Below are 25,420 nucleotides of genomic sequence, written 5' to 3' on the forward strand. Positions count from 1 at the left end.
CGCGCGAGCACCGACCTGGTCGTCGGCGGTATGACGTGCGCGGCCTGTGTGAACCGCGTCGAGAAGCGGCTGGCCAGGATCGAGGGCGTGAGCGCCACGGTCAATCTGGCCACCGGGCGGGCCAGGGTGAGCCATCCGTCGGACGTGACGGCGCAGGATCTCGTCACGGCGATCGAGCGGGCGGGCTACAGCGCCGAACTGCCCGCACCGCCCCGGCCCGCGCACGAACCGAGCCCGCCGGCGGGCACCGGCCGTCCCCCCGGCCGCGAGGAGGTCCGGCGGCTGCTGATCACCGCCCTGCTGTCCGTTCCGGTTCTGGTGCTGTCGATGGTGCCCGCGCTGCAGTTCCGCAACTGGCAGTGGCTGTGCTTCGCCCTGGCCGCGCCGGTCGCCGTCTGGGGCGCGTGGCCGTTCCACACCCGGGCCGTACGCGGGCTGCGGCACGCGGCGGCCACGATGGACACGCTGGTGTCGCTGGGGGTGGTCGCCTCCTTCCTCTGGTCGGCGTACGCGCTGTTCCTCGACGGGGCGGGCGATCCGGGGATGCGGATGCCCTTCAGCCTGCTGCCCTCGGCGGGCGGGGAGGTGTCCCACATCTACCTGGAGGCGGCCGTCGGCGTGCCGCTCTTCGTCCTGACCGGGCGTTTCCTCGAGTCCAGGGCACGCCGCGGCACGGGCGAGGCGCTGCGCTCACTCGCCGGGCTGGCCGCCAAGGACGTGACCGTGCGGGAGGACGGCCGCGAGCGTCTCCTGCCGATCGAGGAATTGCGGGTGGGGCAGGAGTTCATCGTCCGGCCGGGCGAGCGGGTCGCGACGGACGGGGTGGTGACCTCCGGCGGATCGGCCGTCGACCTGTCCCTGGTCACCGGCGAGAGCGACCCCGTCGAGGTCGGCCCCGGGCAGGCGGTGGTCGGCGGTGCGGTCAACGCGGGCGGCCTGCTGGTGGTGCGGGCCACCGCGGTCGGCTCGCAGACCCAGCTCGCGCGGATCACCCGCATGGTCACCGAGGCGCAGGCCGGCAAGGCCCGGGCCCAGCGCCTGGCGGACGCGGTGGCGGGCGTCTTCGTCCCGGTGGTGCTGGCCCTGGCCGTCACCGTTCTCGGCTTCTGGCTCGGTGCCGGGGCCGCTCCGCAGGCGGCCGTCACGGCCTGTGTGGCCGTCCTGGTCGTGGCCTGTCCCTGCGCGCTGGGGCTGGCGACTCCCACCGCCCTGCTGGCGGCCACGGGCCGGGGCGCGCAGCTGGGTCTGCTGGTGAGCGGCCCCCGGGCACTGGAGACCCTGCGCCATGTCGACACCGTGGTCCTGGACAAGACCGGCACGCTGACGACCGGCCGGATGACCGTCTCGCGCGTGACGGCCGTGCCCGACGGGATCGGGAGCGAGCGGGCCCTGTGGCTGGCCGCCTCGGTGGAACAGGGCTCCGAGCACCCGCTGGGCCGCGCCGTGGTCGCGTACTACCGGACGGAACCGCGCCGTCGGTCACCGGCCGCGGTGACCGGCTTCCGGGCGACCGCGGGGGTCGGTGTGACCGGGGTGGTGGAGGGGCACCGGGTGGAGGTGCGCGCCGCCGGCGCGGACCTGCACCCGGCGCTGGACGGAGCGCTGGCCGAGGCGGAGGCGGCCGCGCACACGCCGGTCCTGGTCCGGGTGGACGGCGCCGACCAGGCCCTGATCTCCGTCGGGGACGTCCTGCGCCCCGGCAGCTACCGGGCCGTCGACCGGCTGCGGCGCCTGGGGGTGGAGCCGGTCCTGGCCACCGGCGACCGCCGGGCCACCGCGGTCCGCGTCGCCTCCGCCCTCGGCATCAGGGACGTGCACGCGCACTGTTCACCCGAGGACAAGGCGCAACTCGTGCGGGTGTTGCGCGACGAGGGTCGCCGGGTCGCGGTGATCGGCGACGGGGTGAACGACGCCGGGGCGCTGGCGGGGGCCGACCTCGGCATCGCCATGGGCAGTGGAACGGACGTGGCCATCGGCGCGGCCGACGTCACGCTCGTACGCGGCGACATCGAGGCCGTCGCCGACGCCGTCCAGCTGGCCCGGCGGACCCTCGGGACGATCAGGGCCAACCTCGTCTGGGCCTTCGGGTACAACGTCGTCACCGTTCCGCTCGCCGCGGTGGGGCTGCTCAATCCGATGGTCGCGGCGGCCGCGATGTCCGTGAGTTCCCTGATGGTGGTGGGCAACAGTCTCCGGTTGCGCACGTGGCAGCCCGCGCCGCATGCACGGCGGGCGGGTACGAGCGGCCGGGTGGAAGGTATGGGGCGATGACGCAATCACCTGCGGGGCAGACCGCGCGGTCCCGACTCCCGTCCCGTCGGCGCGTGCGGGACGGGCTGCGCGCCGCGATCGTCCCGGTGGTCGCGTGCGCGGTGACGCTGACCGGTCTGACGATCTGGGCCTCGTCCGGTGCCGCGGGCAGCCCGCCGCGGATGGCCGTCGGCAACGGCCGTGTCTTCCTCCCCTACGGCAACAGCCAGGAGACGGCAGCCTTCTTCGACATCGTCAACGTGGGCGGTTCGGCGGACCAGTTGACGTCCGTGACGTCACCTGCCGTCGAGAGGTCGATGCTGAGCCGGCACGCGAGTTCCGGCCTCGGGGCCGACACCATGCGGATGGCGGGATCGGTGCAGGTGCCCGCGGGTGCCGCCCTCACCATGTCCCCCTTCGGCGTGAGCGTCATGGCGCGCAAGAAGACGAGTACGAGCTGGCGGGCGGGCGACTTCGTGCCGTTCGTTCTCCACTTCCGGCACGGCCCCCCGGTGGAGGTGCTGGCGGTGGTGATCCGGCCCGGCAGCTGACCCGCCCCGGGAGGAGAAAGGGGCCGCGCGGCATCAACACGGACCGGCCGGGTACCCGCGCGGGGTCAAGCACGGCCGTCGTACGGTCCGCCGCGCGCGCCGCCGCGTGGCGGACGGCCGGCGCCGTGACAGGAACCCGATGCGAGGTGGGCCTCATGCACGACCTCATGCGTACCCCTGACGACCCCGTACCGCCCAACCCCACGCCGGCGCCCGGACCCGGGCCCGGTCCGCAGCCCGGTCCGCTGCCCGGGCCCGTCCCGGGTCCCGGCGGCCCCGACCCGGTGCCACCGGCGCCGCCCCGGCCCGGGCCCGATCCCCGGCCGGATCCCGCCCCGCAGCCCGATCCGCTCCCGCAGCCGGGACCGCTGCCCGGGCCGGTACCGGCTCCCGAACCGATCACCTGACGGCCGCGCCCATGGGCCGGGCGGGTGACCGACCGCTTCGTACAGGTTTCAGGAACGCTGTCCGGGCAAGCCGCAGCCCATGAGGACACGGCAGGGAACCGGTCCCGGGCGCCCGGAGGCACAGCGTGAGAAATTTTCCTCCCTCTCCGTCGGACTTCGCGGCCCGGCCCGGAACCCCGCTTCCGGAGGCAGGCGGTGCGGACGGAAGCCTGCCGCACGACCACACCCAGGCGATCCTGGAGACCACCAAGCGCGTGGCGGCGCTCCTGAAGGCGTCGGGGCAGCCGTTCGCACTCGCCGGCAGCGTGGCCGCCTTCGCCCACGGCGTGCCGGCCGGCTTCCAGCACGACACCGACTTCTGTGTCCGGCCCGAGGACGCGGACGCCGTGGTCAAGGCACTGGAGAACGGCGGTATCGCCATGCGCCGGGCACCCGAGGACTGGCTGGTCAAGGGCCGGGCGGGCGGGGAGGAGATCGACCTGATCTTCGAGCTCGCCCGGCGTCCGGTGAGTACCGCGCTGCTGGAGCGGGCCGAGGTCCGGCCGGTGGACTCGGTGTGGATGCCCGTCCTGGCACCGACCGACCTCATGGACGCCCGGCTCACGGCGCTCTGCGAGCACTACTGCGACTTCGGCGACCTGCTCCCGATGGCGCGGATGCTGCGGGAACAGATCGACTGGGACCGGCTGAACCGGGCCCACCGGTCCGCCCCGCTGCCCGACGCGTTCCTCTACCTGCTCGAACGGCTCCAGATCACCGACCCCTGGGAGGCGACGCCGTGACTTCGACCGAGCTCATCGAGTACCGCATCGAGCACCTCAGGGAACGCCTCGCGCGCGAGGAGATCGCCGAGCTCGGCGTCCGGGTCGAGGCGCGCGGCGCGGGCGTACTGGTCCGTGGCGGCGTGAGCAGCGGGGAGTGCCGGGCGGAGATCCTGCGCATCGCGGGGGAGGAACTCGTGGGCCTTCCCTGGCGCGAGGACGTCACCGTGTGCTGCGCCAGCCCTCCCGACCGCTCGGAGGAGCTGCTGTGATCCGCGTCGCGGCTGTCGGCGACATCCACCTCGGCCCCGGCAGCGAAGGCCTGTTGCGCCCCGCCTTCGAGACGCTCGGAGACTGTGCGGACCTGCTGCTGCTCGCCGGCGACCTGACGCGTCACGGCACTCCGCAGGAGGCCCATGTGGTGGCCGGAGAGGTGGACCGGCTCCCGGTGCCGGTGATCGCGGTGCTCGGCAATCACGACTACCAGAGCGGCCGGCAGACGGCCGTCACCCGCGTGCTGGCGGAGGCAGGGGTACGGGTCCTGGAAGGCGACGGCGTCCTGGTCGACGTCGACGGCGCGAGGGTCGGAATCGCCGGAACGAAGGGCTTCGGCGGTGGCTTCGCGGGGCGCTGCGGCAGCGAGTTCGGCGAGCCCGAGATGAAGGCGTTCATCCGGTACACCCGGCGCTGCGCGGAGGAGCTCGAGCGGTCGCTGCGCGAACTCGCCGAGGCGGGCAGTGACCTGCGCATCGCGCTCACCCATTTCTCCCCGGTGGCGGACACGCTGGCCGGTGAGCCGCCCGAGATCTATCCCTTCCTCGGAAGCTACCTGCTCGCGGAGGCCGTCGACGGGGCCGGTGCGGATCTCGCCGTCCACGGCCACGCCCACCTGGGTACGGAGCACGGAACGACGGCGGGCGGGGTGCGGGTGCGCAACGTCGCGATGCCGGTCATCGACAGGGCCTTCGCCATCTACCACCTGACCCCGGACGGCTCCGCGACCCGGTGACGGGCGCCCCAGCGCCGCGCTTGAGCCCCTCATCCCCTCACGCAGAGTCACGCACGGCGACGACCTGCACAGCTTCAACCGGTCGGGAGCGGGTATGTGGCTTGAGGGAACTCCCAAGGAGGCCTCATGCCTACCACTCTCCGTATTCAGGCCGCCCCCGCGCCGCAGCCGGACGCACTCCCGGACCTTGCCAGGACCCCCGAGATCCCCGAGATCCCCGAGATCCGCGAAATCCGGGAGCTGCAGTCCGTGAGCACGGCGGACGCGCACGATCTGTCCGTGACGCTCTTCCGGCGACTGCACGAACTGGACGAGGGCACCGCGGAGTACTCGTACGTGCGCAACACCCTGGTCGAACTGAATCTGAGCATGGTCAAGTACGCGGCCACGCGCGTCCGCCATTGCAGCGCACCGTGGGAAGACGTCATGCAGGTGGGCACCATCGGCCTGATCAAGGCGATCAACAGGTTCGACCCGGATCGCGGGTTCGAATTCATGTCGTTCGCCCTGCCCACGATCGTGGGAGAGATCAAGCGGTTCTTCCGTGACACGACCTGGGCCGTCCGCGTACCGCGCCGGCTGCAGGAGCTGCGCATCGACCTGGCCAAGGCGAATGACGCGCTGGAGCAGGAACTGGGGCACGCCCCGAGTGCGCAGGAGCTCGCCGAGCGGCTGGACGTCACGGTGGAGGAGGTCTGCGAGGGCCGGCTGGCGGCCAACGGCTTCACCAGCCTTTCCCTGGACCTCTCCGTGACGGAGGAGGACGACGCGCCCGGCACGCTGGCGCGCAGCCTCGGCATGGAGGAGAGCCGCTTCGAGACGGTCGAGGACCTGGAATCGCTCAAGCCCCTGCTGGAGGAGCTGACCGAACGGGACCGGACGATCCTCGCCCTCCGCTTCGGGGAAGAGCTGACCCAGGCCGAGATCGGCGAGCGCCTGGGCATGTCCCAGATGCACGTCTCCCGGCTGCTGGGCCGCATCCTGGGCCGGCTGCGGCAGGGACTGCTCGCGGAGGACCCGCAGACCGCAACGGCATGAGGCGCTCCACCCTTCGCGCGGGACAGACAGGTATATTGCGCTGGATCCCGGGCAGGCGCACAAGAGCACGACGGAAGGGTGGTGCCGGATGGTGCCGGAAGCGGAAAGCGGACGCTTCACCGTCGCGGTCGAGGCCGTGGAGGACGGAGCCGTCGTCATCGCGCTCGCGGGGGAACTGGACCACGATACGGCGCAGCCCCTGCGGGACGCCCTCGACGCGGCCCTCGCCCCGGGCCGCCGGGTGCTGGTCGATCTGGCGATGCTCGGCTTCTGCGATTCCACTGGGCTGAACGTGCTGCTGAACACGCGGCTCGCGGCGCAGGAGGCAGGGGCCACCCTCGAACTGGTTGGCCTGCACGGGCCCGTCGCCCGTATGTTCCGGATCACCGGTGCGGACGGTGTGTTCCCCATCCACACCGATGTGGCGGAAGCCCTGCGCACCCCGCGCGGCGGAGGAGCCTGAGCGCCATGGAGCAGCGCGGGCCGTCGGACCGGACCTGGAGCCTGAGGCTGTCCGGAACCACCGACGTCGTCTCGCGCAGCCGTGATTTCGCCCGTGAGGCGCTGACCGCCTGGCACTGGCTCCCGGGCAACGGGGAGCGCGAGCGGGAGGCCGCCGAGGACGTGCTCCTGCTGGTGTCGGAGGTGGTGGCCAATGCCTGCCTGCACGGCGGAGGGCCCCGCGCACTCGTCCTCGACTGCTCGGCCGAACGGCTGCGGATCGAGGTCACGGACGGCAATCCGGCGCCGCCGGTGCGCGTACCGGCGGGGCGGGGCGAGCGCTCGCAGCCCGGCGGTCACGGGCTGCTGATCGTGGAACGTCTGGCCCGGGACTGGGGTTCCGAGCCGGGGGCGGACGGCAAGCGCGTCTGGTGCGAGGTCGCCTGCCCGCCGGGGATCCATGTCCCCGGGCGACGGTGACGAACACCGGCCGGGCGGTCGGTCAGCCGGGCGGGGTCTGGGCGAAGGGGCTGCGGTCGAGGTGCTCGAGCAGATCGGCCGGGTCGCGGTACACGGCGCGGGCTCCGGCCTCCTCCAGGTCGTGACGCGCAATGCCGCCGCACAGGAGCCCGACGCCGGTGACCTCCGCGCGGGCGGCGGCCTTCATGTCCCAGACGCTGTCGCCGACGAACACGGCGTCGCGCGCCCGCGCCCCGGCGAGGCCGAGGGCGTGGTGCACCGGGCCGGGTGCCGGTTTGCCCTCGCTCACGTCGTCGGAGCTCGCGGTGGCAGTGATGGCGTCCTCGGCGTCGATCGCCTTCTTCAGCGCCTCCAGTTCGACGCTGTTCGCCGAGGTGACCAGCACGACGCGCCAGCCCCTGCGGTCGAGTTCGCGCAGTAGGTCGGCGGCGCGGTCGTAGCTCGGCAACCGGTCGAAGTACGTGCCGTACAGGGTCTCGTGCGCGGCGCTCAGTGCGTCGTCCTCGCTCTTGTCGCGAGCGTCACCGAGGAGCCGCGCGATCAGGTCCTCGCCCGGCAGTCCCAGGGCCCGGTGGACGGAGTGCATCGGCACCCGGTGACCGGCCTGCCGCAGCGCCTCCCACCAGCACGTCACGTGCAGGTGGTTGGTGTCGGCGAGCGTCCCGTCGACGTCGAAGAGCGCGGCGCGGCTCATGACGCGGGTCCGCCTCCCGGCTCGGCCGGCCCGGCGCGCCGGACGGCGAAGCCGCGGCGCGTCCTGGCCGGGGCCTGACGCGCGGCGCAATTGCGGATCACGGGATACGGCATGTCCGGCGGCTACCCATCACCACCCAGCTCATTCGCGCTCATTCGCGAGGTTTTCCGCAGCCGCCCCCCGGGCAAAAGCCGACTGCCGCCCTGCGGGAATGACCGCAGGGCGGACCATGCGTCCGTGGATCCCACGCGTCATGCTCCGGCGCGGGGTCCGTCGCCGAATTCCTTCACGAGAGCCGCGCAGAAGGCGTCCAGGTCGTCCGGCTTGCGGCTCGTGACCAGCGTCGAGGGTCCTGCGTGGCAGACCCGGACCTCCTCGTCGACCCAGGTACCGCCCGCATTGCGGATGTCGGTCGCCAGGCTGGGCCAGGAGGTCAGCGTCCGCCCGCGTACGGCGTCGGCCTCCACCAGCATCCACGGGGCGTGGCAGATCGCGGCCACCGGCTTGGCCGACGCGAAGAAGTCGCGGGTGAAGTCGACGGCCGGCTCGTACATCCGCAACGCGTCGGGATTGGCGACCCCGCCGGGCAGGACGAGGGCGTCGAAACTGTCGGCCGTGCGGCTCGCGAGGACCCGGTCGACGGGGTACGTGCCGGCCTTGTCCAGGTGGTGGAAGGCCTGGACGAGGCCCGCCTCGGTCGAGACCAGCTGCGGGTTCCAGCCCGCCCCGAGCACGGCCTTCCACGGTTCGGTGAGTTCGATCTCCTCGACACCCTCGGGCGCCGTCAGAAAGGCGACTCGCACAGCGTTCACATCCTTCCTCGTTCGGCCGGTGAGCGGTTGGGCCGTTCGGTGACTCGGTCAGTCGGGGGGCTCCGGGACCGGCGGTGACGTGCCGGGTTCCGGGGCCGGAGGTTCCGGTTCGGGCGGCTTCTCGCCCGGGTCGGGCGGACGCGGGTCCCGTGGGACCGGGTCCGGCGTCGCGGGTGTGGGCCCGGGCCCCTCGGGCTCCGGCTCGGTGGTCCGTTCCATGGCACTCACCCTCTGTTCCTGGTACGGGTACGCCCTTGCGCCTGCCCATCCGGACGCGCCTCAAGCGGTCCGGGCCCGTGGGGCCGGCCTGCTGTTTGGGGGCCGGTTTCGGGGTACACGTAGAACATGACCGCCACCGAGCCGCGCAGTCTTCCGGCCGGCGTCCCGGACCGCGGCCCGGGACGCGCCACCGCAGCGGTGCTCGCCACGACGGGGAGACCGGTGGTGTCGACGGTGGGGGTCGAGGAGGAGTTCTTCCTCGTCGACCGCCTGACCAGAGCCCCGGTGGCGCGCGCCGGACCGGTGATCGAGGCCGCTTCGTACGCCCTCGGTGATCTGGTGCAGACCGAGTTCTACCGCTGCATGGTCGAGGTCTGCACCCGGCCCGCGACCACCTCCGACGATCTGCGGGCCCAGCTGCGCTTCCTTCGGGCCCGCGTCGCCGACGCGGCGCGTGCCTCGCACTGCCTGCTCGTCGCCTCCGGCACCGCCGTGGTGCCGCCGGCGGCACCGATCCCGGTCACCGACTCTCCGCGCTACCGCCGCATGGCCCGGCACTTCGGCGCCCTCGTCGACGGCAGGCTGGGGATCGTGTGCGGCTGCCACATCCACGTCGGCACCGCCGACCGCGCGCAGGCCCTGTTCCTGGCCAACCGCGTACGCCCCTGGCTCCCCGCCCTCCAGGCCCTGGCCGTGAACTCGCCGTTCGCCGGCGGGCTGGACACCGGTTACGCGAGCTGGCGGGCCCTGGAATTCGGCCGCTGGCCGACCGCGGGCCCGTCCCCGCTGGTGGACGCCGTTTCGTACGAGAGGACCGCGGACGCCCTGGTCGCCTCGGGCGTCCTCATGGACCGCCGGATGATCTACTGGTTCGCGCGTCCCTCCGAGCACCAGCCGACCGTCGAGTTCCGCGTCACGGACACCAGCGCCGACGTCGACACCACTGTCCTCGCGGCACTGCTGCTGCGCGGTCTGTGCGCCTCGCTCCTCGCTCGGGCGGACGAGGACGGGCCCGCGCCCGACGTCTCCGTCGCACGGCTGCGTGACGCGCACCGGTACGCCGCCCGGTACGGGCCCACGGGCTTCGCCCTCGACCCGATCACCGGCGATCACGTGCCTGCCGAGGTCCGGATCGCGGCCCTGATCAGGGCCGCGGGCCCGGGGCTCCGCGCGGCGGGCGACGAGGCGGAGGTTTACCGCCTGGTCGACGCGCTCCGCAGGAAGGGCAGTGGCGCGGCGCGCCAGCGAGCCGTCCTCGATCGTGCGGGCCGCCTGCGGGACGTGGTCGACCATCTGGCCGGCCTGACCACCTGCGGCTGAGGCTCGTCGGAGGTCACCCCGCCGGCGCGGTGTCGGCCTCCAGACGTGCCAGGAGCCGGGGGCGGTGCAGCTGCGCTATCGGCGCGAGGAGATCGGGGTGGCGCATCAAGGCAGCGGCGTCGAGGTCGGTCGCCGTCGGCCGGGTGAGGCGGTGGAAGGCGAGCGGTACGGCGCTGCCGTGGTGGGTCCGCGCCAGGGCCCTGGCCGCGGCCGCGGCCAGGTGGGGGTGGCTCAGCAGGCATGCCGCCCAGCTGGCCACGATCTCGTCCACCCAGGTGCGCCACGCGTCGCCGTCACCGGCTTCCTCGCCGAAGCCCCCCACGCCGCCCCCGGCGCCGTGGCCGCTCGGGGCGGCGGCGTCCGTACCGGCGATCCGGTCGAGCCGGTCCGATCCGCCGGGGCCCGTCAGAGCGACCAGCTGCGCGTCCAGCTCGGTCGGGTAGCACAGCCAGGCCGCGACCGTGACGGCCTGGCGGGCCTGGGCTTCGGCCAGGCCGCGCTGCAGGGCGCCGCCGTCGGCGGGATAGGCCCGGGTGAGCCAGTGCGCGGTGGCCGCTATCAGGGGCGAGAGGGAGAAGTCTGCGGACACGGCTGACCATCCGGACCGGTGAGTGAGGGGATCGGACGGTCACGATAGCGGACCGTTCGGCCGAAATGGAATGTTCCGGCCACCCCGAACCAGCCCCTCAGCGGATCCTTGCTCCTTCGGGCCGCCGCGCGTCACGCACGGGGCACGGGACGCACGCTCACCCGCGAAGCGGGCTCCTGGTGGCCGCCGCTCGCGATCATGCGCACGTCGCCCCGGTCGCTGATCTCCGCCTGCACGATCCCGGTGTCGTCGGCGTAGATCGGGTGGCCGCCGGGGCCGGTGCGGTCGGTGCGGTGCACAAGGAGGACCGTTTCCTCGCCGCCCGGTACCGCATGGTCAGGGCCGGCGAACACCAACTCGTACCTGCTCTCCCGTCCCATTCCGGCCTCCTCCGCGCCCGAATCCGGGCGAATGGTCCACCAGCAAGCGAATGCCCCCTGGGCACCATTATCAGGCAGAGCCGGGCGACCGCCCGCGCGGCGGCGGGCCCTGTCGGGACTGAGCGTCTGTAGGTGTAACGCTCCGTGCACACCCCGGGTTCCCGGTCCCGTTGTGATCTTCAGCCGCTGATGTACACCTTCCGGCAGCGGCTCCCACCTGCGCATACTCCAGGACCGCCGCCCCGGACGACCTCGGGGCAATGGCCGACCGAATGGAGCCGATGCAACAGATGAAGACGCCGCACACGATCTCCGCCGCAACGGCGGGCACCTGGACGCTCGGTGACCTCACGGTCAACCGGATCGGCTTCGGCGCGATGCGGCTGACCGGCGGCGCCGCCTTCGCCCACGACGGGCCTCCCGGCGACCGCGGCCGGGCGATCGCCGTACTGCGCCGCGCGGTGGAACTCGGCGTCAACCACATCGACACCGCCGCCTTCTACTTCTCCCGGCTCCGCTCCGCCAACGAGCTGATCAACTCGGCGCTGGCGCCGTACGCGGACGACCTCGTCGTCTCCACCAAGGTCGGCCCGGCCCGCGACGCCTCCGGCGGGTGGGCCGAGTCCGCCCGGCCCGACGAACTGCGGGGCCAGGTCGAGGAGAACCTGCGCCAGCTCGGCCGCGACCACCTGGACGTGGTGAACCTGCGCATCACGGGCCAGGACTCGATCAGCGAGCACTTCGGGGCCCTGTCCGACCTGCGCGCCGCGGGACTCGTGCGCCACCTCGGCATCTCCAGCGCCCGCCCGGAACATCTCGCCCAGGCCCGGGAGATCGCGCCGGTCGTGTGCGTTCAGAACCGCTACGGGATCGACGCGCCCGACGGGCAGGAGATGCTCCGCGCCTGCGCGGCCCACGGCATCGCGTTCGTGCCCTTCTTCTCCATCGCCGGGGAGGGGCGGGAGGCCGGCGCCGTCCGGACCGAGCACGACCAGGTCCTCGCGGTGGCCCGGCACCACGGCGCGTCACCGGCGCAGGTACGGCTCGCCTGGATCCTGCATCAGGGCACTCACGTCCTGGCCATCCCCGGGACGGGAAACCCGGACCACCTCGCCGACAACGTGGCGGCGGGCGCACTGCGGCTCACCGCCTCCGAACTGCGACTGCTCGGCACGGTCGCCAACGGCGGGGCGACGAAGACTCCTTGACGGCCGGCGGCCGCCTCTGCCACTCCCGCCGGCCCGAGAAACAGAACACCTGATCGCCTCGCGCGAGCGCGTGCGAAGAAGCGGCAGGAGTGGCCGTTACGGGGCCCTGAACCCGTTCGGCGCAGGGCCGGAGGGCATCACGGGGGACGGGCGTCCCTGCTTGAGGAACCCTTTCCGCAGTGATGCCAAGGCGTGTTGGGCGCGCTCCCGCCGTTCGCGTCAGCGCAGCGTTGACCCGTGTCCACTACAAGCGAGAGTCACCGATACGTCCGTATTTTGCAACACGACCCGAATTAGTGGCTTTTGATGGCGCTTGGGGGCCAGAGTATGGCTCCTCGGCAGGACGCCGGGAACTGTTCGGAGCCCACCCGCCGTACACGAAGCGGGCCGGGCCGCTGTCTGTTGAAGGGGTCATCTTCATGTCTGCTTCTCTCGCCACCCGCCGGGTCGTCGCCGCGCTCCTGGCCGCAGGTGCCCTGGTCGGCGCCGCCGCCCTCCCGGCCACCGCCGACGACCACGGGCGTGACCGCGACCGCCGGGCCCCGTCCTCGATCGTGATCAGCGACGTCCAGTACGGCGGGGCCGACCGCGGCGACCGCTCCGCCCGTGCGCTGAACCGGGAATGGGTCGAGGTGAAGAACACCGGCCGCAAGAGCGTCAACCTGCGCGGCTTCACCCTCACCGACCGGCAGGGCAACCGCTACCGCTTCGCCGACTTCCGCCTGGACGGCCGCTCCAGCGTCAAGGTCCACACCGGCCAGGGCCGCGACACCCGCCGCGACGTGTACCAGGACCGGCGTCACCAGATCTGGGACGAGCGCGACACCGCCACCCTGCGCGACAACCGTGGCAACGTCCTCGACAGCGACTCCTGGAACGGCCGTCGGCACCACCGCAACGGCTGACCGCCCGGCTCTGCCGACAGTCGCGCCCGCACTCCCCGCACGACGGGGAGTGCGGGCGCGCACGTCGTTGGCGGCGATAATGTGCGGCGGCTGTCAGTGGGGGGTGGCAGGATCTACGGCGGTGATCCGACCACCTACAGGGGGCAGGCATGGGGAGCACGACGTTCGAGTGGCCGCGCGGCGCGGAGCCCGAGGACACGGCGGCACTGGAGCTGTGGCTGGCCGTGCACGGCTGGGAGGTCGACCCGACGGTGTTCATGGCCGGCGGACTGGGCCCGTCCGTGCAGGTGCAGCGCATCGGCGGGGCGTGTCAGAACGGCGAGTCCGGGCTGCTGATCCTGCCGGGCGAGACCGTGGAGTACGCGCGGGACCGGGTGCGGATAGCGCCCCGGGCCGCCGCTGCCGTCGGCTGCGGTTCCGCGTAGCGCGACGGCCGGGCCCGCTGCCGGGCGGCCTGTCAGTGGTATGGGTCACAGTGGTAGGGATGCCGATTTCTCCGTGAACGAGGTGATCCCGTGAGGTACGCGATCCAGGCCGAGGGCCTGGCCAAGCGGTTCAAGGAGACCCGCGCGCTGAACGGGGTGGACCTCGAGGTGCCGGCGGGGACGGTACTGGGCCTGCTCGGCCCCAATGGCGCGGGCAAAACGACCGCGGTCCGTATCTTCGCCACCCTGCTGCGCCCGGACGAGGGGCGGGCCGAGGTGGGCGGGCACGACGTGGTGCGGGAGGCGGGGCTGGTCCGCTCGCTGATCGGGCTGACCGGGCAGTACGCGGCCGTGGACGAGAACATGACCGGCACGGAGAACCTGCTGATGATCGGGCGTCTGCTCGGGATGTCGCGCGGCGGTGCCCGGGCCCGCTCCGCCGAGCTGCTCGACCGCTTTCACCTCACTGACGCGGCGGGACGGGCCGTGAAGACCTACTCCGGCGGAATGCGGCGCCGGCTCGACCTCGCGGCCAGCCTGGTCGGGCGTCCGCAGATCCTCTTCCTGGACGAGCCGACCACCGGACTCGATCCGCACAGCCGCGGCGAGGTGTGGGACATGCTGCGCGTTCTGGTGGCGGAGGGCATGACCACCCTGCTGACCACGCAGTATCTGGACGAAGCCGACCGGCTGGCCAACAGCATCGTGGTGATCGACAACGGGCGGGTGATCGCCGACGGTACGCCGGACGAACTGAAGGCCCAGGTCGGCGGTCAGGTCCTGCACCTGCGCCCGGTCCGGCCGGCCGATCTCGACGCGGCGCACGCCCTGGTCGCGGAGGAGGCGGGGCCGCAGGCCAAGACCGAGGGCAACGGAATCATCGCCCCCGTCAACGACCCGGCGCTCATGCCGCGCGTCGTCCGTCGCCTCGACCAGTCGGGTATCGCCGTCGCGGAGCTCACGCTGCGTCGCTCGTCCCTGGACGAGGTGTTCATCGCCCTGACCGGCCACCGCGCCGAGCCGGGCGCACCCCCTCGGGGCGACACCGATGCCGACGCCGACGACGACGCGGACGAGCAGTACGCAGAAGCACGGAGTCCGTCATGACCGGCACGACGCTCACGGACGGCCTCGGACGCGGCGGCCGGGTCCGGCCGCTCGCCGCCCTGCGGCAGACCGCCACCATGGCCTGGCGCAGCCTGGTCTCGGTGAAGCACAACCCGCTGGAGCTCGTCGACTACAGCATCACACCGATCATGTTCGTGTTCCTGTTCACCTACGTCTTCGGCGGGCAGATGGCGGGCTCCCCTCAGGAGTACCTCCAGTACGCGCTTGCGGGGATCATCGTTCAGAACACGCTGTTCATGAGCATGTATACCGCCATGTCGCTGAACACCGACCTCACCAAGGGCGTGTTCGACCGGCTCCGCAGTCTGCCGATCGCCCGTTCGGCGCCGTTGTTCGGCCGGATCGTGGCGGACCTCGCCAAACAGCTCTGGGCGATGCTGCTGATGATCGCGCTGGGGCTGGTGCTGGGCTTCGAGATCACCGGCGGTCCGGCCGGTTTCCTCGGCGCGACGGTGCTGCTGCTCGTCTTCGCCGCGGCCGTCTCGTGGACGGCGGTGCTGATCGGGATGGTGGCCGGGGACGCGGAGAAGGTTCAGGTCTTCGCCTTCACCTTCATCTTCCCGCTCACCTTCACCAGCAGCGCGTTCGTCGAGGTCGACACCATGCCCGGATGGCTCCAGGCATGGGTCGAGGTCAACCCCGTGACACATCTGTCGGACGCGTTCCGCGGGCTGCTGCTCGGCACTCCGGCCGGCGAGGCGATTCTCTGGTCGCTGGTCTGGGCGGTCGGCATCACGGCGGTCTTCATGCCCCTGGCGATGCGCGCCTACCGCTCCGAGAGCCACTGAGCCCCGCGTCGTCGGTCAGTAGGTGACGACGATCCTCCGCGCCGGGCCGTCCACCCGGATACGGCCTCCGACCGGGATGACGACTTGCGGGTCGGTGTGGCCGAGTTCGACGTCGAACACCACCATGGTGTCGGGGGCGTACTGCCGCAGGGCGCGCAGGACGGCCTCGCGCTGCTGCAGGCGGTAGTGCGCCTTGCCCTCGGCGTCGAGCGGGTTCTCGAACGACCAGCTCTTCGCCCTGCCCATGAGCAGTGCGGGGAACTGCTGCAGCAGTCCGCGCTCGCCCACGCTCCGAAGGACCCGGTAGACCTCCTCGGCGGGCGGCATTTCCTCGGAGGTCTCCAGGAACAGCACGTTTCCGGCGTAGGAGTCGACCGGCTGCACCACGCGGTCGGCCATCAGCAGCCAGGAGATGATCTCCAGGTTGCCGCCCCAGCTGATGCCTTCGACGACCCGGTCGGCGTTGTGCCAGGACCAGCCGTCGGCCGGCTCCATGAACGGCTCGGATTCGAAGGTGTGCGGGTCCTCCCAGGGGCTGTTGACGTCTCCGTAGGTGTCCGCCGCGGTGAGCTCGTACTCGCCCGACGTGAACAGCGCCGCCCGCAGCGAGTCGGCGGTCGACGGGTGCATCGCGCCGGGCCGTCCGAAGCCGACCATGACCGACCCGCCGTGGTAGCCGACGATGCCCAAGTTCCTGAGGAACAGCAGCAGGTTGGTGTTGTCGCTGTAGCCGAGGAACGGCTTGGGGTTGGCGCGTATCAGGTCACGGTCGAGGTGGGGAAGGACGGTGATCTGGTCGTCGCCGCCGATGCTGGTGATCACGGCCTTGATGTCGGGGTCCGCGAAGGCGGCGTGGATGTCCGCGGCCCGGTCCTCGGGCGTCGCACCCATCGTCCGGGTCGTCGGGTACTCCACCGGCTTCAGACCGAAGTCCTCCAGGAGCCGGCGCAGCCCGAGCTCGTACGGCATCGGGAAGAGACCGGGGAGGCCGGACGAGGGCGACAGTACGGCGACCTGGTCTCCGGGGCGGGGTTTCACGGGGTAGCGCGGATCCATCATCCGATGATCATAGAAGCCGGCGGATCCGGCCTCACGCAGATTATGCGGGGCGAGCCCGCAAAGGCGTCGCGGAGCGGCATGTCGGGCGCGTCGGTATGGCAATCATTCATGCCTATCATCTCGAATCGAATGCAAAATCGAGACAAATCAGCCTGTGTCCGACACCGTTCAGCGTGCCGCGTCGGAGAAAACTGGTCCGCCGTCAGACCCATGAGGCATTCGACCGAGAACAGGACCTTGACCACTGACCTGACTGTTACCTGCCAACCGATTGCGGAGGTGTCACGATGTCCTGCTTCAGGACCGACTTCCGAAAGGCCCCCAAGGGCCTTCTCCCCACGTGCTGTTGCCCCAGAGCACGCGCCGCACTCTCCCTGCTGCTCCTGACGGCCGCCGCACTGACCGGCCCCGCAGCCCCGGCGCACGCCGCCGCCCCGTATGGCGCCAGAGCCGTCGCGGTGGCCGCATCCAAACAGGGCTCGCCGTATGCCTACGGCGCCACCGGCCCCAAACGCTTCGACTGTTCGGGCCTCACCCTCTACGCCTTCAAGAAGGCCGGCAAACGCCTCCCGCGCACCGCGGACCAGCAGTACGAGCACACCCGCCACATCCCCGAGGCCGATCGCGCGGCCGGGGACCTGGTCTTCTTCCCCAGCGGCTCGACCATGACCCACGTGGGCATCTACGCCGGCGACGACCGGATCTGGCATGCCCCGCGACCCGGAACCCGGGTACGCCTGGAGCGGATCTGGAGCTCAGCGGTCCGCTATGGGCGGGCCACCTGATCGGGCGTCCGGCCGTTCCGGCCCCGGGGACTGCGCTCCCCCGCCACTACCGCTGTCGCTGCCGCCACCACGACGGGCCCGGTGCCCGCGGGCAGCCTGCGGACGGCCCGCACGCTCGGGACGAGCAACAGCGCCAGGCTCGCCGACACCATCAGTACGGCACTCCAGAGCAGGACGGATTCCGTACCGAGCCGGGTCGCGACGGCTCCCACCGCGAGGTAGCCCAGCGGCACCGACATGAGCTCACCGGCCGAGCTGAAGGAGGTGACCCGCCCGAGCACCTCGGGCGGCAGCTGTTCCTGCACGGCGGTGTTCCAGCACACGATCGCGATGTCGAGGCCGATGCCGGCCATGACCGTCGCCCCGGCCAGCACGGGGAGCGGGGCGCCCAGGGCGAGTGCCAGGAAGGGCAGCGCGAGAGGCACATTGGCGCAGACGCACACGACCATGATTCTGGACGGTTTCCACTTGAGCGAAACGATTCCGCCCAGGAGCAGGCCTGCCGCGAGTGCGCCCTGGACGATTCCCCAGGAGGAAGCACCCAGATGACCGTTGCGGGCGATCACCGGGCCGAGGAGCTGATAGCCGCCGAGCCAGAGGGCGACGACCACGGTGCCGGACAGCGCATAGGACCAGATCCAGGAAAGACGGGAGAACTCTTTCCAGCCATCCTTGAAGTCACGGAAGACTGAAGCAGTCGCGGTCCTGGCGGGTCCGGGACCGTCGAGACGGCTGCAGAGGAAGGCCGCGACCGCGAAGCTGGCGGCGTCCCAGGCCAGGGTCGGTTCCGGGCCGACGAGTGCGACGAGGGCGCCGCCGACCGCCGGCGCGAGGATGCGGACCACATTGCCGGGCAACCGCATCAGCGCGTTCGCCTGCTGCAGCTCGCCGGGATCGACGAGCTGCGGCAGCAGGCTGTTCATGGCGGGCTGGGTCAGGGCCGACGCGCAGCCCGCCAGCGCCGCGAAGAGGGCGATCCGCCCGGTGGTGGCCGTTCCCGTCGCCACGAGCAGGGCGACGCAGCCCTGGGTGACGGCCGGCACCAAGTTGCCGATCACCATGACCCGTTGACGGGAGAACCGGTCCGCGACGACTCCTCCGACGAGGAGGAGGACCAGCTGGGGCGCGGTGTTGCAGGCGAGGACGATCGCCAGGGACGCCGGACTGCTGTCGAACCCGAACACCGCGAAGGCCAGGGCCACGGGAGCCATCGCCGTTCCGCTCATCGAGATGAGCCGTGCGAGGAGGAACAGCCTGAACGGTTTGTGCCGCAGCGTGGAGAGAGATCCCGGTCGAACCATTCGACGGAGAGTAACCTGCCGCGCAGGGGCGCCCGTTCACCCGGGTCCGATCGGTCCGGGGCCGCCGAGGACGATCAGCGCCTCAGAGGGATTCGCCCGGCCGCAGATAGCGGTACCCGTGGTCGGTCTCCTCCTCGAGCCAGCCGTTGACGCTGCCGAGACCTCGATCGTTGATCTGGGCGTCGTGAATGCCGAACGCCCGCTGTGGTTTCACGGCCTTGACGAAATCGATCGCCTCCACCATTTTCAGCCACGACCCCTGCACCGGCACCAGGAGCGTCTCGACCGGCTGCTCGGGAACGTGCAGCGAGTCACCCGGGTGGTAGACCGCGTCGTCGATGACGTAGCCGAGGTTCGCGCAGTCGGGCTGGCCGGCGTAGATGAAGGCATGGCGACCGCCGACCGCCCGTATCCGGAAGCCGGCGGCCGTGAACTCCGTACCCGAGGACACCCCGATGGCTTCGAGCCGTGGAATGTCCGCCCCGGCGGGGGCGTAGACCGGCACACCGAGCCCGGCCAGGCGCAGCACGTCGACGTGATCGGTGTGTTCGTGGGTGACCAGGACCGCGTCCGCGCCCGCCAGGGCGGCCGGTTCGCTCCACGTCCCGGGGTCGATGACCAGGACGCGGCCTTCGTGCTCGATCCGGACACATGCGTGGGTGTACTTCGTGATCCGCATGACTGCGGACCGTACCGCGCCCTGTCCGGCCTCCGCCCGGATATTTCGCGGGTGTCCCCGATGTCCCCGGGTCACTCCCCCGTCGTGCCGTCGATGGCCTCGCGCAGCAGGTCCGCGTGCCCGTTGTGGCGGGCGTACTCCTCGATCATGTGGGTCAGGATGTAGTGCAGCGAGTAGGCCTGATCCCCGGAGTGCCCCGTCACGTCGAGGGACTCGGCGGCGTCCACGATCGCCCGTGACCGCTCGCACGACTCCTCCCAGATCCTGAACGAGTCGGCCACGTCCGCGTTCCCGACGTGGAACTCGGTCCACTCCCCCGCCGCGTTCCTCGGGAAGTAGCTGCGTACGTCCTCACCGCCCAGGACGTTGCGGAACCACCCGCGCTCGACCTCCGCGAGGTGGCGCACCAGCCCCAGCAGGCTCAGGCCGGACGGGGGGACCGCCCGCATCCGCAGCTGGTCCTCGCCCAGGCCCGCGCACTTCATCATCAGGGTGTCCCGCTGCCACTGCAGGATGCTGGTCAGCGTGGCGCGCTCGTCGCCCACCAGAACGGGCCGGGTCCTCTGCTCGTCGATCATCGGGCGATCATCACATCAGGGGCGGGCCCTGCCCACCTCGATTTCACCTGCCGGACGGCCCAGCTGCCGGAAGAAGGCGCGGATGTCCCCCACCAGCAGCTCGGGCACCTCCATGGCGGGGAAGTGGCCGCCCCGGTCGTACGAGGTCCAGCGCACGATGGTGTCGGTGCGGGCGGCGATGTGACGCAGCGGGATGAAGTTGTCGCGGGGGAAGTCGGCCAGTGCGGTCGGGGTCCGCGACACCTCGGGCGGCCGTCCGGCGTACGCGGCATGCGCGCGTTCGTAGTAGATGCGGGCCGCGCTGCCGGCCGTTCCGGTGAGCCAGTACAGCATGACGTTGGTCAGCATCTGGTCCCGGTCCACCGGGCACGCGGGGTCGCTCCACTCGTCGAACTTCTCCGCGATCCAGGCGAGCAGCCCGACGGGCGAGTCGTTCAGTCCGTACGCGAGGGTCTGCGGCCGGGTCGCCTGGATGTCGGCGTAGCCCTGCCGCTCGCGGGCCCAGATCCGGTACCGCTCCCAGGAGGCCAGCGTCCGCTCCCGCTCGGCGGGGGACAGCCCGGCCAGCTCCTGCGGCCCGGGCTCGGCCGTGGCCCCGCCCCCGGGGAGCAGGTTCAGGTGCACTCCGATCACATGGTCCGGCCGGATCCGCCCGAGTTCCCGCGAGATGGCGGCCCCCCAGTCGCCGCCCTGGACCCCGTACGACCGGTACCCCAGGCGGTCCATCAGCGCGCCGAAGGCCCGGGCCACCCGCTTGAACTCCCAGCCCGGCTCGGTCGTGGGCCCGGAGAGCCCGAAGCCGGGGATGCTCGGGAGCACCAGATGGAAGGCGTCCGCCGGATCGCCGCCGTGCGCGCGGGGGTCCGTGAGCGGGCCCGCGACCCGCTGGAATTCCACCAATGAGCCCGGCCAGCCGTGGGTCATCAGCAGGGGCGTCGCGTCGGGCTCGGGCGAGCGGACGTGCGCGAAGTGCACCCGCGCGCCGTCGATGAGGGTGGTGAACTGCGGCCACTCGTTCAGCCGTGCCTCGGCCGCCCGCCAGTCGTACTCCTCGCTCCAGTACGCGACGAGCTCCCGCATCCGGTCGCGCGGCATCCCGTACGCCCGCCCGACGCCGGGCAGCTCGTCGGGCCACCGCACCCGCGCCAGCCGCTGCTTCAGGTCGTCCAGCTCGTCCTGGCCCACTTGGAGCCGAAACCCGCGCACCCGGTCGTCAAGATCACTCATGGTCCGCATGCTAGGTCGTCCGAGCCTGCCGATGGCGCGGCGGCGGCGTCGGCTCACCGGAGGCCCCTCCCGGGCCACGAGGCAACCGCCCGCTCCCCGAGCCGCATCACGCAGCGGGGACGGTGAACTCACCTTCTCCACAGGTCCGTTACCGACTCCACCCATCCAGCGGCGAAGAAACAATCACGCAAAGGACCACACAACTCCGCGAACTGCTCCGCCGCTTCCGCGAAAGAGTACCTGTCGACTGGTTTCCTTTCGCATCACCCGACTACATTGACCGCACACCGCAGCGAACGCCGCTGCTGGGGCAGGGACCAGGGAGACGAGCACACGTGGCGAGGGCCAGACAGGAGCGGGCCGAGATCACCCGCCAAGCCATACTCGATGGCGCGGCGACCGCCTTCGACCTCAGCGGGTTCGAGGGCACCAGCCTCAGCGACGTCGTCAAGCACGCCGGAGTCACCAAGGGCGCCCTCTACTTCCACTTCCCGTCCAAGGAAGCGCTCGCCCGCACCCTGATGGACGAACAGTTCCAGGTATCCGAGCACGTTCCCGCCGTCGAGGACCCGGGCCTGCAGACCGTCATCGATCTCACCCACCAGATGGCCCACGGACTGCGCTCCAATGTCCGCATCCGCGCCGGCATCCGCCTGGTCATCGAGTTCGGCTCCTTCACCAACCCCGACCCCACCCCGTACGACGCCTGGATCGACACCTGCCGCGGCTGCCTGACCCCCGCTCAGGAACGCGGCGACATAAACCCGTCGCTCGACGTCCAGGACCTGTCGACGCTGCTCGTCGGAGCCTTCACGGGCATCCAGGTGACCTCGTACGTCCGCACCCGGCGCGAGGACCTCCACACCCGCGTGACGGACCTGTGGAACTTCCTCCTCCCCACGATCGTCCCGCCGCAGCGCATCGGCCGCTTCCGCCCCGAGGGCTCGCCCGAAGCGGTCCCGCCGGCCCCCACCCACTGACGCAGGACGGCCTCGCACACGCCGTGGCGAACCACGGGGGTGCTCGCCACGGCGTGGCCGAGACCGTCCTGCCCAGAACAGATCCGGACCGGCCCATGTTGCGCGCCCGGCCGGGGCCTCACCGATGGTGCGACCGACGGCACCTCCGGTGGGGCAACTGGTCGCGCCGGGCCGGGTGGGGAGCGGCGCCGTGCGGCTCAGACCTCGGGAAGGGACGGGTCGGGCGTCCAGGGGCCGGGGGCTGTGATCGCCCAGCGCTCGTGGTCCCGCCAACCTCCGTCGATGTAGAGGTAGGCGGGCGAGAGGCCCTCGCAGGAGAAGCCCAGCCGCTGGACCAGTGCCAGGGATGCCTCGTTCGCCGGCTGGATGTTGGCCTCCAGCCGGTGGAGCCGCAGCTCGGTGAAGGCGTGGTGCAGGGCGGTGGTGAGCCCTTCGGTCATGTAGCCGTGGCCTGCGGACGGGGCGAAGGCCGCATAGCCGAGCGACGCACCCTGGTAGCGGCCCCGGATGATCGAATTGATGTTGATCATGCCTGCGGCCGCACCGGTCTCCCGGACACGGACCAGGAAGCCGCGGTTGGTGCCGTCGTCGAAGCGGCCCATCCAGGCCTGGAACTCCTCGGTGTTCGCAGGCAGTTGCATCCACGGCCGGTGCAGCTCGGAGCTGGCCCGTACGAGCGTGCAGAACTCGTCCTGGTCGGAGCGGGTGAGCGGGTGCAGTTCGACCCGTGACGGCATCTTGAGCATGGACCTACGTTAGCTCCCGTGACGCGTGGGGCAGCCGGTGCAGGGTGGTCTCGCGCAGTTCGCCGTCCACGACGGTGAGGGACAGGAAGGTGTGGTGCGGCTGGCGACGGCGGTCGGTCGGTGAGCCAGGGTTGAGGAGGCGCAGCCCGCCGGGGGCGGTGGAGTCCCAGGGAATGTGGCTGTGGCCGAAGACCAGGACGTCCGTATCGGGAAAGCGCTCGGAGCAGCGGCGCTCGCGCCCGGTGGCCGGACCGGTCTCGTGGACGACGGCGAAACGCAGCCCGCCCAGATCGGCCCGGGCCACCTCCGGCAGCCTGCGGCGCAGGGCGGGGCCGTCGTTGTTCCCGTACACGGCGACCAGGCGGCGCGACCTGGACTCGAGCAGGTCGAGGGTGGCCTCGTCGGTCCAGTCACCGGCATGGATCACCACGTCCGCCCGGTCCACGTGCTCCAGGAGGGCCGGCGGCAGGTGCTTGGCGCGGGCGGGCACGTGGGTGTCAGAGGTGACCAGGAGCCTCATGCTTCCCACTCTAGGGTGGTTCCGCGGGCTCTCGTCGTTGAACCTGGCGGCCTCGGACCGGCCTACGAGAGTTCCTTCCGCATCAACGTGCACATCGTTTCGTAGCGGCGCAACGATCCATCGGGGCGCTGTTCGTCCCACGCGTCCGGCTCGCGCCCGTACGCGACATAGCCCAGTCGCCGGTACAGCGCATGCGCGCGGGGGTTGCTTTCCTCCACAGCCAGCTCGGCCTGCCGCAGACCGCGGTTCCTGATCCGCAGTTCTGCGGCCTCGACAAGGAAGGTGCCGATGCCGCACGACTGCAATGCGGGGTGGACCGCCAGCTGCCACAAAGTGCCGACGCCCTCCTTGACCTGGTAGTCGACGCCGCCCTTCGCCACAGGGATGTCCGTCCCGGGGCAGACCGCCAGGTAGTCGACCTCACCGGTCCGGGCACGTTCCAACTGTTTCGCGACGCCGGCCAAGTGGTGGTCGGACCCCGCCCACCCGCACGACGCCAGGTCCGCATGCAGCAGATCACGGGCTGACAGCTTCAGCACCACATCGGTCACCTTCAACACCTCCGGCCAGTCAGCATCCACACCGGTCGCAAGGCGCGCAAAGCCGTTTTCTCAGCGAGGGAATCGAGGTATGGCGGAAGGCGGCCACGAAGCGGGCGCCGGTCTCAGGGGGCCGCACGACCGATGCGGGACGCCAGGACCTGGGCGAGGCGGGCAGCAGCAGCGAGCGCCGCGCGGCCCTGCCGCCGGAGCTGGGACGGGCCCAGCAGCGGTGCCCTCATCACGCCCAACGCGAAGAGCAGCTGCCCCATGGCGGGGATGATCAGGATCGGCGGGAAGAAGAGCAGGAACCAGAGCGGGAGGAGCAGGAGCAAAGCGAGTGGGCCCCGGAATGCCATACCGGTGCGACTGTTGGCCAGCCCGTAGACGAAGCTGATCACGACGGACGGGATCCCGATGTACATGACGAAGAGCAGCCCGTCGCGGGCGGCGAACCTGAACTCCGCCGGCAACGACGCCGACACGGCCGCCAGGGTGATGGTGAATACGAGGGCGTACCGGACGACCAGGTCGACCAACCGCAGTCCGATGACTCCCAGGTTCCGCCATGGTGTGCCCTCGTTCACAGCCTTCTCCCCCTGATGGCATGCCTGGTCGAGACGGCACGCCAGAGCGGCGTCCGCTGTGTGACATCCTGCCAGCTCCATTGAACGCGTTCAATATTGAATACGACGCAGCTTCGGAGACACGAGCCGGCCGATCGTCACCAATCGCCGCTGGCTGCAGTGCAGTCAGTGACCGCGGGGGGCATACATGATCACGGCCATGCCCGCGAGGCAGACCAGGGCGCCGATGATGTCGTAGCGGTCGGGCCGGTAGCCGTCGGCGACCACGCCCCAGGCGATCGACCCGGCGACGAAGATCCCGCCGTACGCGGCGAGGATGCGGCCGAAGTTGTCGTCGGACTGGAAGGTGGCGACCACCCCGTAGAGGCCCAGGGCGATGACGCCTGCGCCGGTCCAGATCCAGCCCTTGTGTTCGCGGATGCCCTGCCAGACCAGCCAGGCACCACCGATCTCGAAGAGCGCGGCGACGACGAACAGGGCAACTGAACGAGCTACGGTCATGCGGGCGACCCTATCGGCGGCCGGCGCCTCCGATCTTCAGCGGTTCCGCGGACGCCTCGCAGCCGCACCCGCCCTCACCAGCGGTCTTCGGCGCGCAGGCTCCCGCTCACCGCTGCTCCCGGGTGGCCGCGGTGCGGGCGGCCAGCGCTTCCAGGACCGCTTCGTGCGCCTGGTCCACCTCGATGTCCAGGCCGATCCCGCCGTCGCCGACCGCGAGGGTGAAGGTGAAGAACGAGCAGCAGCCCCTCTCGCGGTCGACCAGGTCCCGCACCCACTCCTCGACTCCCGGCCCGTCGGCCACGTCCAGGCGCAGATGCGGCGCCCCCGGCCGGGACACGCCAGTCAGCCGCTCGGAGAGCAGCCCGTCCCACTCCGCCACCCGCAGGGGCCGCTCCTCGGTGGGCAGCGTGCAGGACTGCGGCACCCACGCCGGATCACTCATCGCACCCACTCCCGTCAGCACATCCCCGGTGCGGGGACACCTCCGACGGTAAACCTGTACCCAAGTACCGG

At 71.5% G+C, this 25,420-nt stretch carries 31 protein-coding genes; 16 read left to right on the forward strand and 15 right to left on the reverse strand.

The annotated features are described in order from the left end of the window. The first annotated feature begins 30 nt into the window (after positions 1–30). The 8 genes from OG444_RS02100 to OG444_RS02135 all read left to right on the forward strand — a co-directional run bounded on the left by OG444_RS02100 (position 31) and on the right by OG444_RS02135 (position 6,937). Positions 31–2,271, forward strand: a complete 2,241-nt coding sequence (locus tag OG444_RS02100) for a heavy metal translocating P-type ATPase (protein WP_327266632.1) — start codon at positions 31–33, stop codon at positions 2,269–2,271. Continuing rightward, positions 2,268–2,801 carry a copper chaperone PCu(A)C gene (locus OG444_RS02105; RefSeq protein ID WP_327260425.1) on the forward strand — a complete coding sequence of 178 codons (534 nt, stop codon included), beginning with the start codon at positions 2,268–2,270 and terminating at the stop codon, positions 2,799–2,801. Before OG444_RS02100 ends, OG444_RS02105 begins: the two co-directional genes overlap by 4 nt. 532 nt (positions 2,802–3,333) lie before the next feature. After that, positions 3,334–3,990, forward strand: coding sequence for a nucleotidyltransferase family protein (locus OG444_RS02110; RefSeq protein WP_327260426.1), 657 nt, complete (start codon positions 3,334–3,336; stop codon positions 3,988–3,990). Next, on the forward strand, positions 3,987–4,241 hold the full coding sequence (locus tag OG444_RS02115) for a hypothetical protein (RefSeq protein WP_327260427.1): 255 nt from the start codon (positions 3,987–3,989) through the stop codon (positions 4,239–4,241). Before OG444_RS02110 ends, OG444_RS02115 begins: the two co-directional genes overlap by 4 nt. Continuing rightward, the gene (locus OG444_RS02120; protein WP_327260428.1) at positions 4,238–4,978 is read left to right on the forward strand and encodes a metallophosphoesterase family protein; all 741 of its coding nucleotides are present in this window, start codon (positions 4,238–4,240) and stop codon (positions 4,976–4,978) included. The genes OG444_RS02115 and OG444_RS02120 overlap by 4 nt, the downstream gene beginning before the upstream one ends. A gap of 126 nt (positions 4,979–5,104) precedes the next feature. After that, complete coding sequence (locus OG444_RS02125) at positions 5,105–6,016, forward strand: SigB/SigF/SigG family RNA polymerase sigma factor (RefSeq protein ID WP_327260429.1); 912 nt, start codon at positions 5,105–5,107, stop codon at positions 6,014–6,016. 88 nt (positions 6,017–6,104) lie between these two features. Then, a complete protein-coding gene (locus OG444_RS02130; RefSeq protein WP_327260430.1) occupies positions 6,105–6,479 on the forward strand; it encodes an STAS domain-containing protein in 375 nt (124 codons plus the stop codon). A gap of 5 nt (positions 6,480–6,484) precedes the next feature. After that, positions 6,485–6,937 carry an ATP-binding protein gene (locus OG444_RS02135; RefSeq protein WP_327260431.1) on the forward strand — a complete coding sequence of 151 codons (453 nt, stop codon included), beginning with the start codon at positions 6,485–6,487 and terminating at the stop codon, positions 6,935–6,937. A gap of 22 nt (positions 6,938–6,959) precedes the next feature. Here OG444_RS02135 and OG444_RS02140 read toward each other — a convergent pair whose 3' ends face one another. Continuing rightward, the gene (locus tag OG444_RS02140) at positions 6,960–7,631 is read right to left on the reverse strand and encodes an HAD family hydrolase (RefSeq protein ID WP_327260432.1); all 672 of its coding nucleotides are present in this window, start codon (positions 7,629–7,631) and stop codon (positions 6,960–6,962) included. Between the two features lie 251 nt (positions 7,632–7,882). Next, entirely contained in the window at positions 7,883–8,434 is a 552-nt protein-coding gene (locus OG444_RS02145) for a type 1 glutamine amidotransferase domain-containing protein (RefSeq protein ID WP_327266633.1), read from the reverse strand. Between the two features lie 354 nt (positions 8,435–8,788). Here OG444_RS02145 and OG444_RS02150 point away from each other — a divergent pair, with 354 nt between their 5' ends. Further along, positions 8,789–9,982, forward strand: a complete 1,194-nt coding sequence (locus OG444_RS02150; protein WP_327260433.1) for a carboxylate-amine ligase — start codon at positions 8,789–8,791, stop codon at positions 9,980–9,982. 13 nt (positions 9,983–9,995) lie between these two features. Here the strand turns inward: OG444_RS02150 and OG444_RS02155 are convergent, their stop codons facing one another. After that, a complete protein-coding gene (locus OG444_RS02155) occupies positions 9,996–10,571 on the reverse strand; it encodes a hypothetical protein (protein ID WP_327260434.1) in 576 nt (191 codons plus the stop codon). Between the two features lie 131 nt (positions 10,572–10,702). Then, positions 10,703–10,951 carry a DUF6296 family protein gene (locus OG444_RS02160; RefSeq protein ID WP_327260435.1) on the reverse strand — a complete coding sequence of 83 codons (249 nt, stop codon included), beginning with the start codon at positions 10,949–10,951 and terminating at the stop codon, positions 10,703–10,705. A 290-nt stretch (positions 10,952–11,241) separates the two neighbouring features. Here OG444_RS02160 and OG444_RS02165 point away from each other — a divergent pair, with 290 nt between their 5' ends. From OG444_RS02165 to OG444_RS02185, 5 genes are all read left to right on the forward strand, one after another. After that, positions 11,242–12,159, forward strand: coding sequence for an oxidoreductase (locus OG444_RS02165; protein ID WP_327260436.1), 918 nt, complete (start codon positions 11,242–11,244; stop codon positions 12,157–12,159). A gap of 419 nt (positions 12,160–12,578) precedes the next feature. Continuing rightward, positions 12,579–13,064: a lamin tail domain-containing protein gene (locus OG444_RS02170; protein WP_327260437.1), complete on the forward strand. Its 486-nt coding sequence runs from the start codon at positions 12,579–12,581 to the stop codon at positions 13,062–13,064. 149 nt (positions 13,065–13,213) lie between these two features. Then, on the forward strand, positions 13,214–13,489 hold the full coding sequence (locus OG444_RS02175) for a hypothetical protein (protein ID WP_327260438.1): 276 nt from the start codon (positions 13,214–13,216) through the stop codon (positions 13,487–13,489). 90 nt (positions 13,490–13,579) lie between these two features. Then, positions 13,580–14,596, forward strand: a complete 1,017-nt coding sequence (locus tag OG444_RS02180; RefSeq protein ID WP_327260439.1) for an ATP-binding cassette domain-containing protein — start codon at positions 13,580–13,582, stop codon at positions 14,594–14,596. Next, positions 14,593–15,405 carry an ABC transporter permease gene (locus OG444_RS02185; RefSeq protein ID WP_327260440.1) on the forward strand — a complete coding sequence of 271 codons (813 nt, stop codon included), beginning with the start codon at positions 14,593–14,595 and terminating at the stop codon, positions 15,403–15,405. The genes OG444_RS02180 and OG444_RS02185 overlap by 4 nt, the downstream gene beginning before the upstream one ends. A 15-nt stretch (positions 15,406–15,420) precedes the next feature. Here the strand turns inward: OG444_RS02185 and OG444_RS02190 are convergent, their stop codons facing one another. Further along, the gene (locus OG444_RS02190; protein WP_442810738.1) at positions 15,421–16,461 is read right to left on the reverse strand and encodes a S66 family peptidase; all 1,041 of its coding nucleotides are present in this window, start codon (positions 16,459–16,461) and stop codon (positions 15,421–15,423) included. A gap of 290 nt (positions 16,462–16,751) precedes the next feature. Here OG444_RS02190 and OG444_RS02195 point away from each other — a divergent pair, with 290 nt between their 5' ends. Continuing rightward, positions 16,752–17,249 (forward strand): C40 family peptidase, encoded by a 498-nt coding sequence (locus OG444_RS02195; RefSeq protein WP_327260442.1) that lies wholly within the window; start codon positions 16,752–16,754, stop codon positions 17,247–17,249. Here OG444_RS02195 and OG444_RS02200 read toward each other — a convergent pair. The 4 genes from OG444_RS02200 to OG444_RS02215 form a co-directional block, all read right to left on the reverse strand. Continuing rightward, on the reverse strand, positions 17,231–18,550 hold the full coding sequence (locus OG444_RS02200) for an MFS transporter (protein WP_327260443.1): 1,320 nt from the start codon (positions 18,548–18,550) through the stop codon (positions 17,231–17,233). The two genes, OG444_RS02195 and OG444_RS02200, sit on opposite strands and share 19 nt — an antisense overlap. Positions 18,551–18,632: 82 nt before the next feature. Continuing rightward, a complete protein-coding gene (locus OG444_RS02205; RefSeq protein WP_327260444.1) occupies positions 18,633–19,229 on the reverse strand; it encodes an MBL fold metallo-hydrolase in 597 nt (198 codons plus the stop codon). Positions 19,230–19,300: 71 nt separating this feature from the next. Then, positions 19,301–19,807, reverse strand: a complete 507-nt coding sequence (locus OG444_RS02210) for a DinB family protein (protein ID WP_327260445.1) — start codon at positions 19,805–19,807, stop codon at positions 19,301–19,303. Positions 19,808–19,822: 15 nt separating this feature from the next. Beyond that, positions 19,823–21,034 (reverse strand): epoxide hydrolase family protein, encoded by a 1,212-nt coding sequence (locus tag OG444_RS02215; protein ID WP_327260446.1) that lies wholly within the window; start codon positions 21,032–21,034, stop codon positions 19,823–19,825. A 335-nt stretch (positions 21,035–21,369) separates the two neighbouring features. On the opposite strand from OG444_RS02215, the gene OG444_RS02220 reads away from it, so the two are divergent. Beyond that, entirely contained in the window at positions 21,370–22,014 is a 645-nt protein-coding gene (locus tag OG444_RS02220) for a ScbR family autoregulator-binding transcription factor (RefSeq protein WP_327260447.1), read from the forward strand. Between the two features lie 197 nt (positions 22,015–22,211). Here OG444_RS02220 and OG444_RS02225 read toward each other — a convergent pair whose 3' ends face one another. The 6 genes from OG444_RS02225 to OG444_RS02250 form a co-directional block, all read right to left on the reverse strand. Then, on the reverse strand, positions 22,212–22,760 hold the full coding sequence (locus OG444_RS02225; RefSeq protein WP_327260448.1) for a GNAT family N-acetyltransferase: 549 nt from the start codon (positions 22,758–22,760) through the stop codon (positions 22,212–22,214). Between the two features lie 4 nt (positions 22,761–22,764). Continuing rightward, entirely contained in the window at positions 22,765–23,280 is a 516-nt protein-coding gene (locus OG444_RS02230) for a metallophosphoesterase family protein (protein WP_327260449.1), read from the reverse strand. Positions 23,281–23,342: 62 nt separating this feature from the next. Next, positions 23,343–23,831, reverse strand: coding sequence for a GNAT family N-acetyltransferase (locus OG444_RS02235; protein ID WP_327260450.1), 489 nt, complete (start codon positions 23,829–23,831; stop codon positions 23,343–23,345). 113 nt (positions 23,832–23,944) lie between these two features. Then, positions 23,945–24,406 (reverse strand): hypothetical protein, encoded by a 462-nt coding sequence (locus tag OG444_RS02240; protein WP_327260451.1) that lies wholly within the window; start codon positions 24,404–24,406, stop codon positions 23,945–23,947. A gap of 165 nt (positions 24,407–24,571) precedes the next feature. After that, positions 24,572–24,907 carry a YnfA family protein gene (locus tag OG444_RS02245; protein ID WP_327260452.1) on the reverse strand — a complete coding sequence of 112 codons (336 nt, stop codon included), beginning with the start codon at positions 24,905–24,907 and terminating at the stop codon, positions 24,572–24,574. A 106-nt stretch (positions 24,908–25,013) separates the two neighbouring features. After that, a complete protein-coding gene (locus OG444_RS02250; RefSeq protein WP_327260453.1) occupies positions 25,014–25,349 on the reverse strand; it encodes a hypothetical protein in 336 nt (111 codons plus the stop codon). Between the last annotated feature and the right edge of the window lie 71 nt (positions 25,350–25,420).

Source organism: Streptomyces sp. NBC_01232 (assembly GCF_035989885.1).
Lineage (GTDB): Bacteria > Actinomycetota > Actinomycetes > Streptomycetales > Streptomycetaceae > Streptomyces.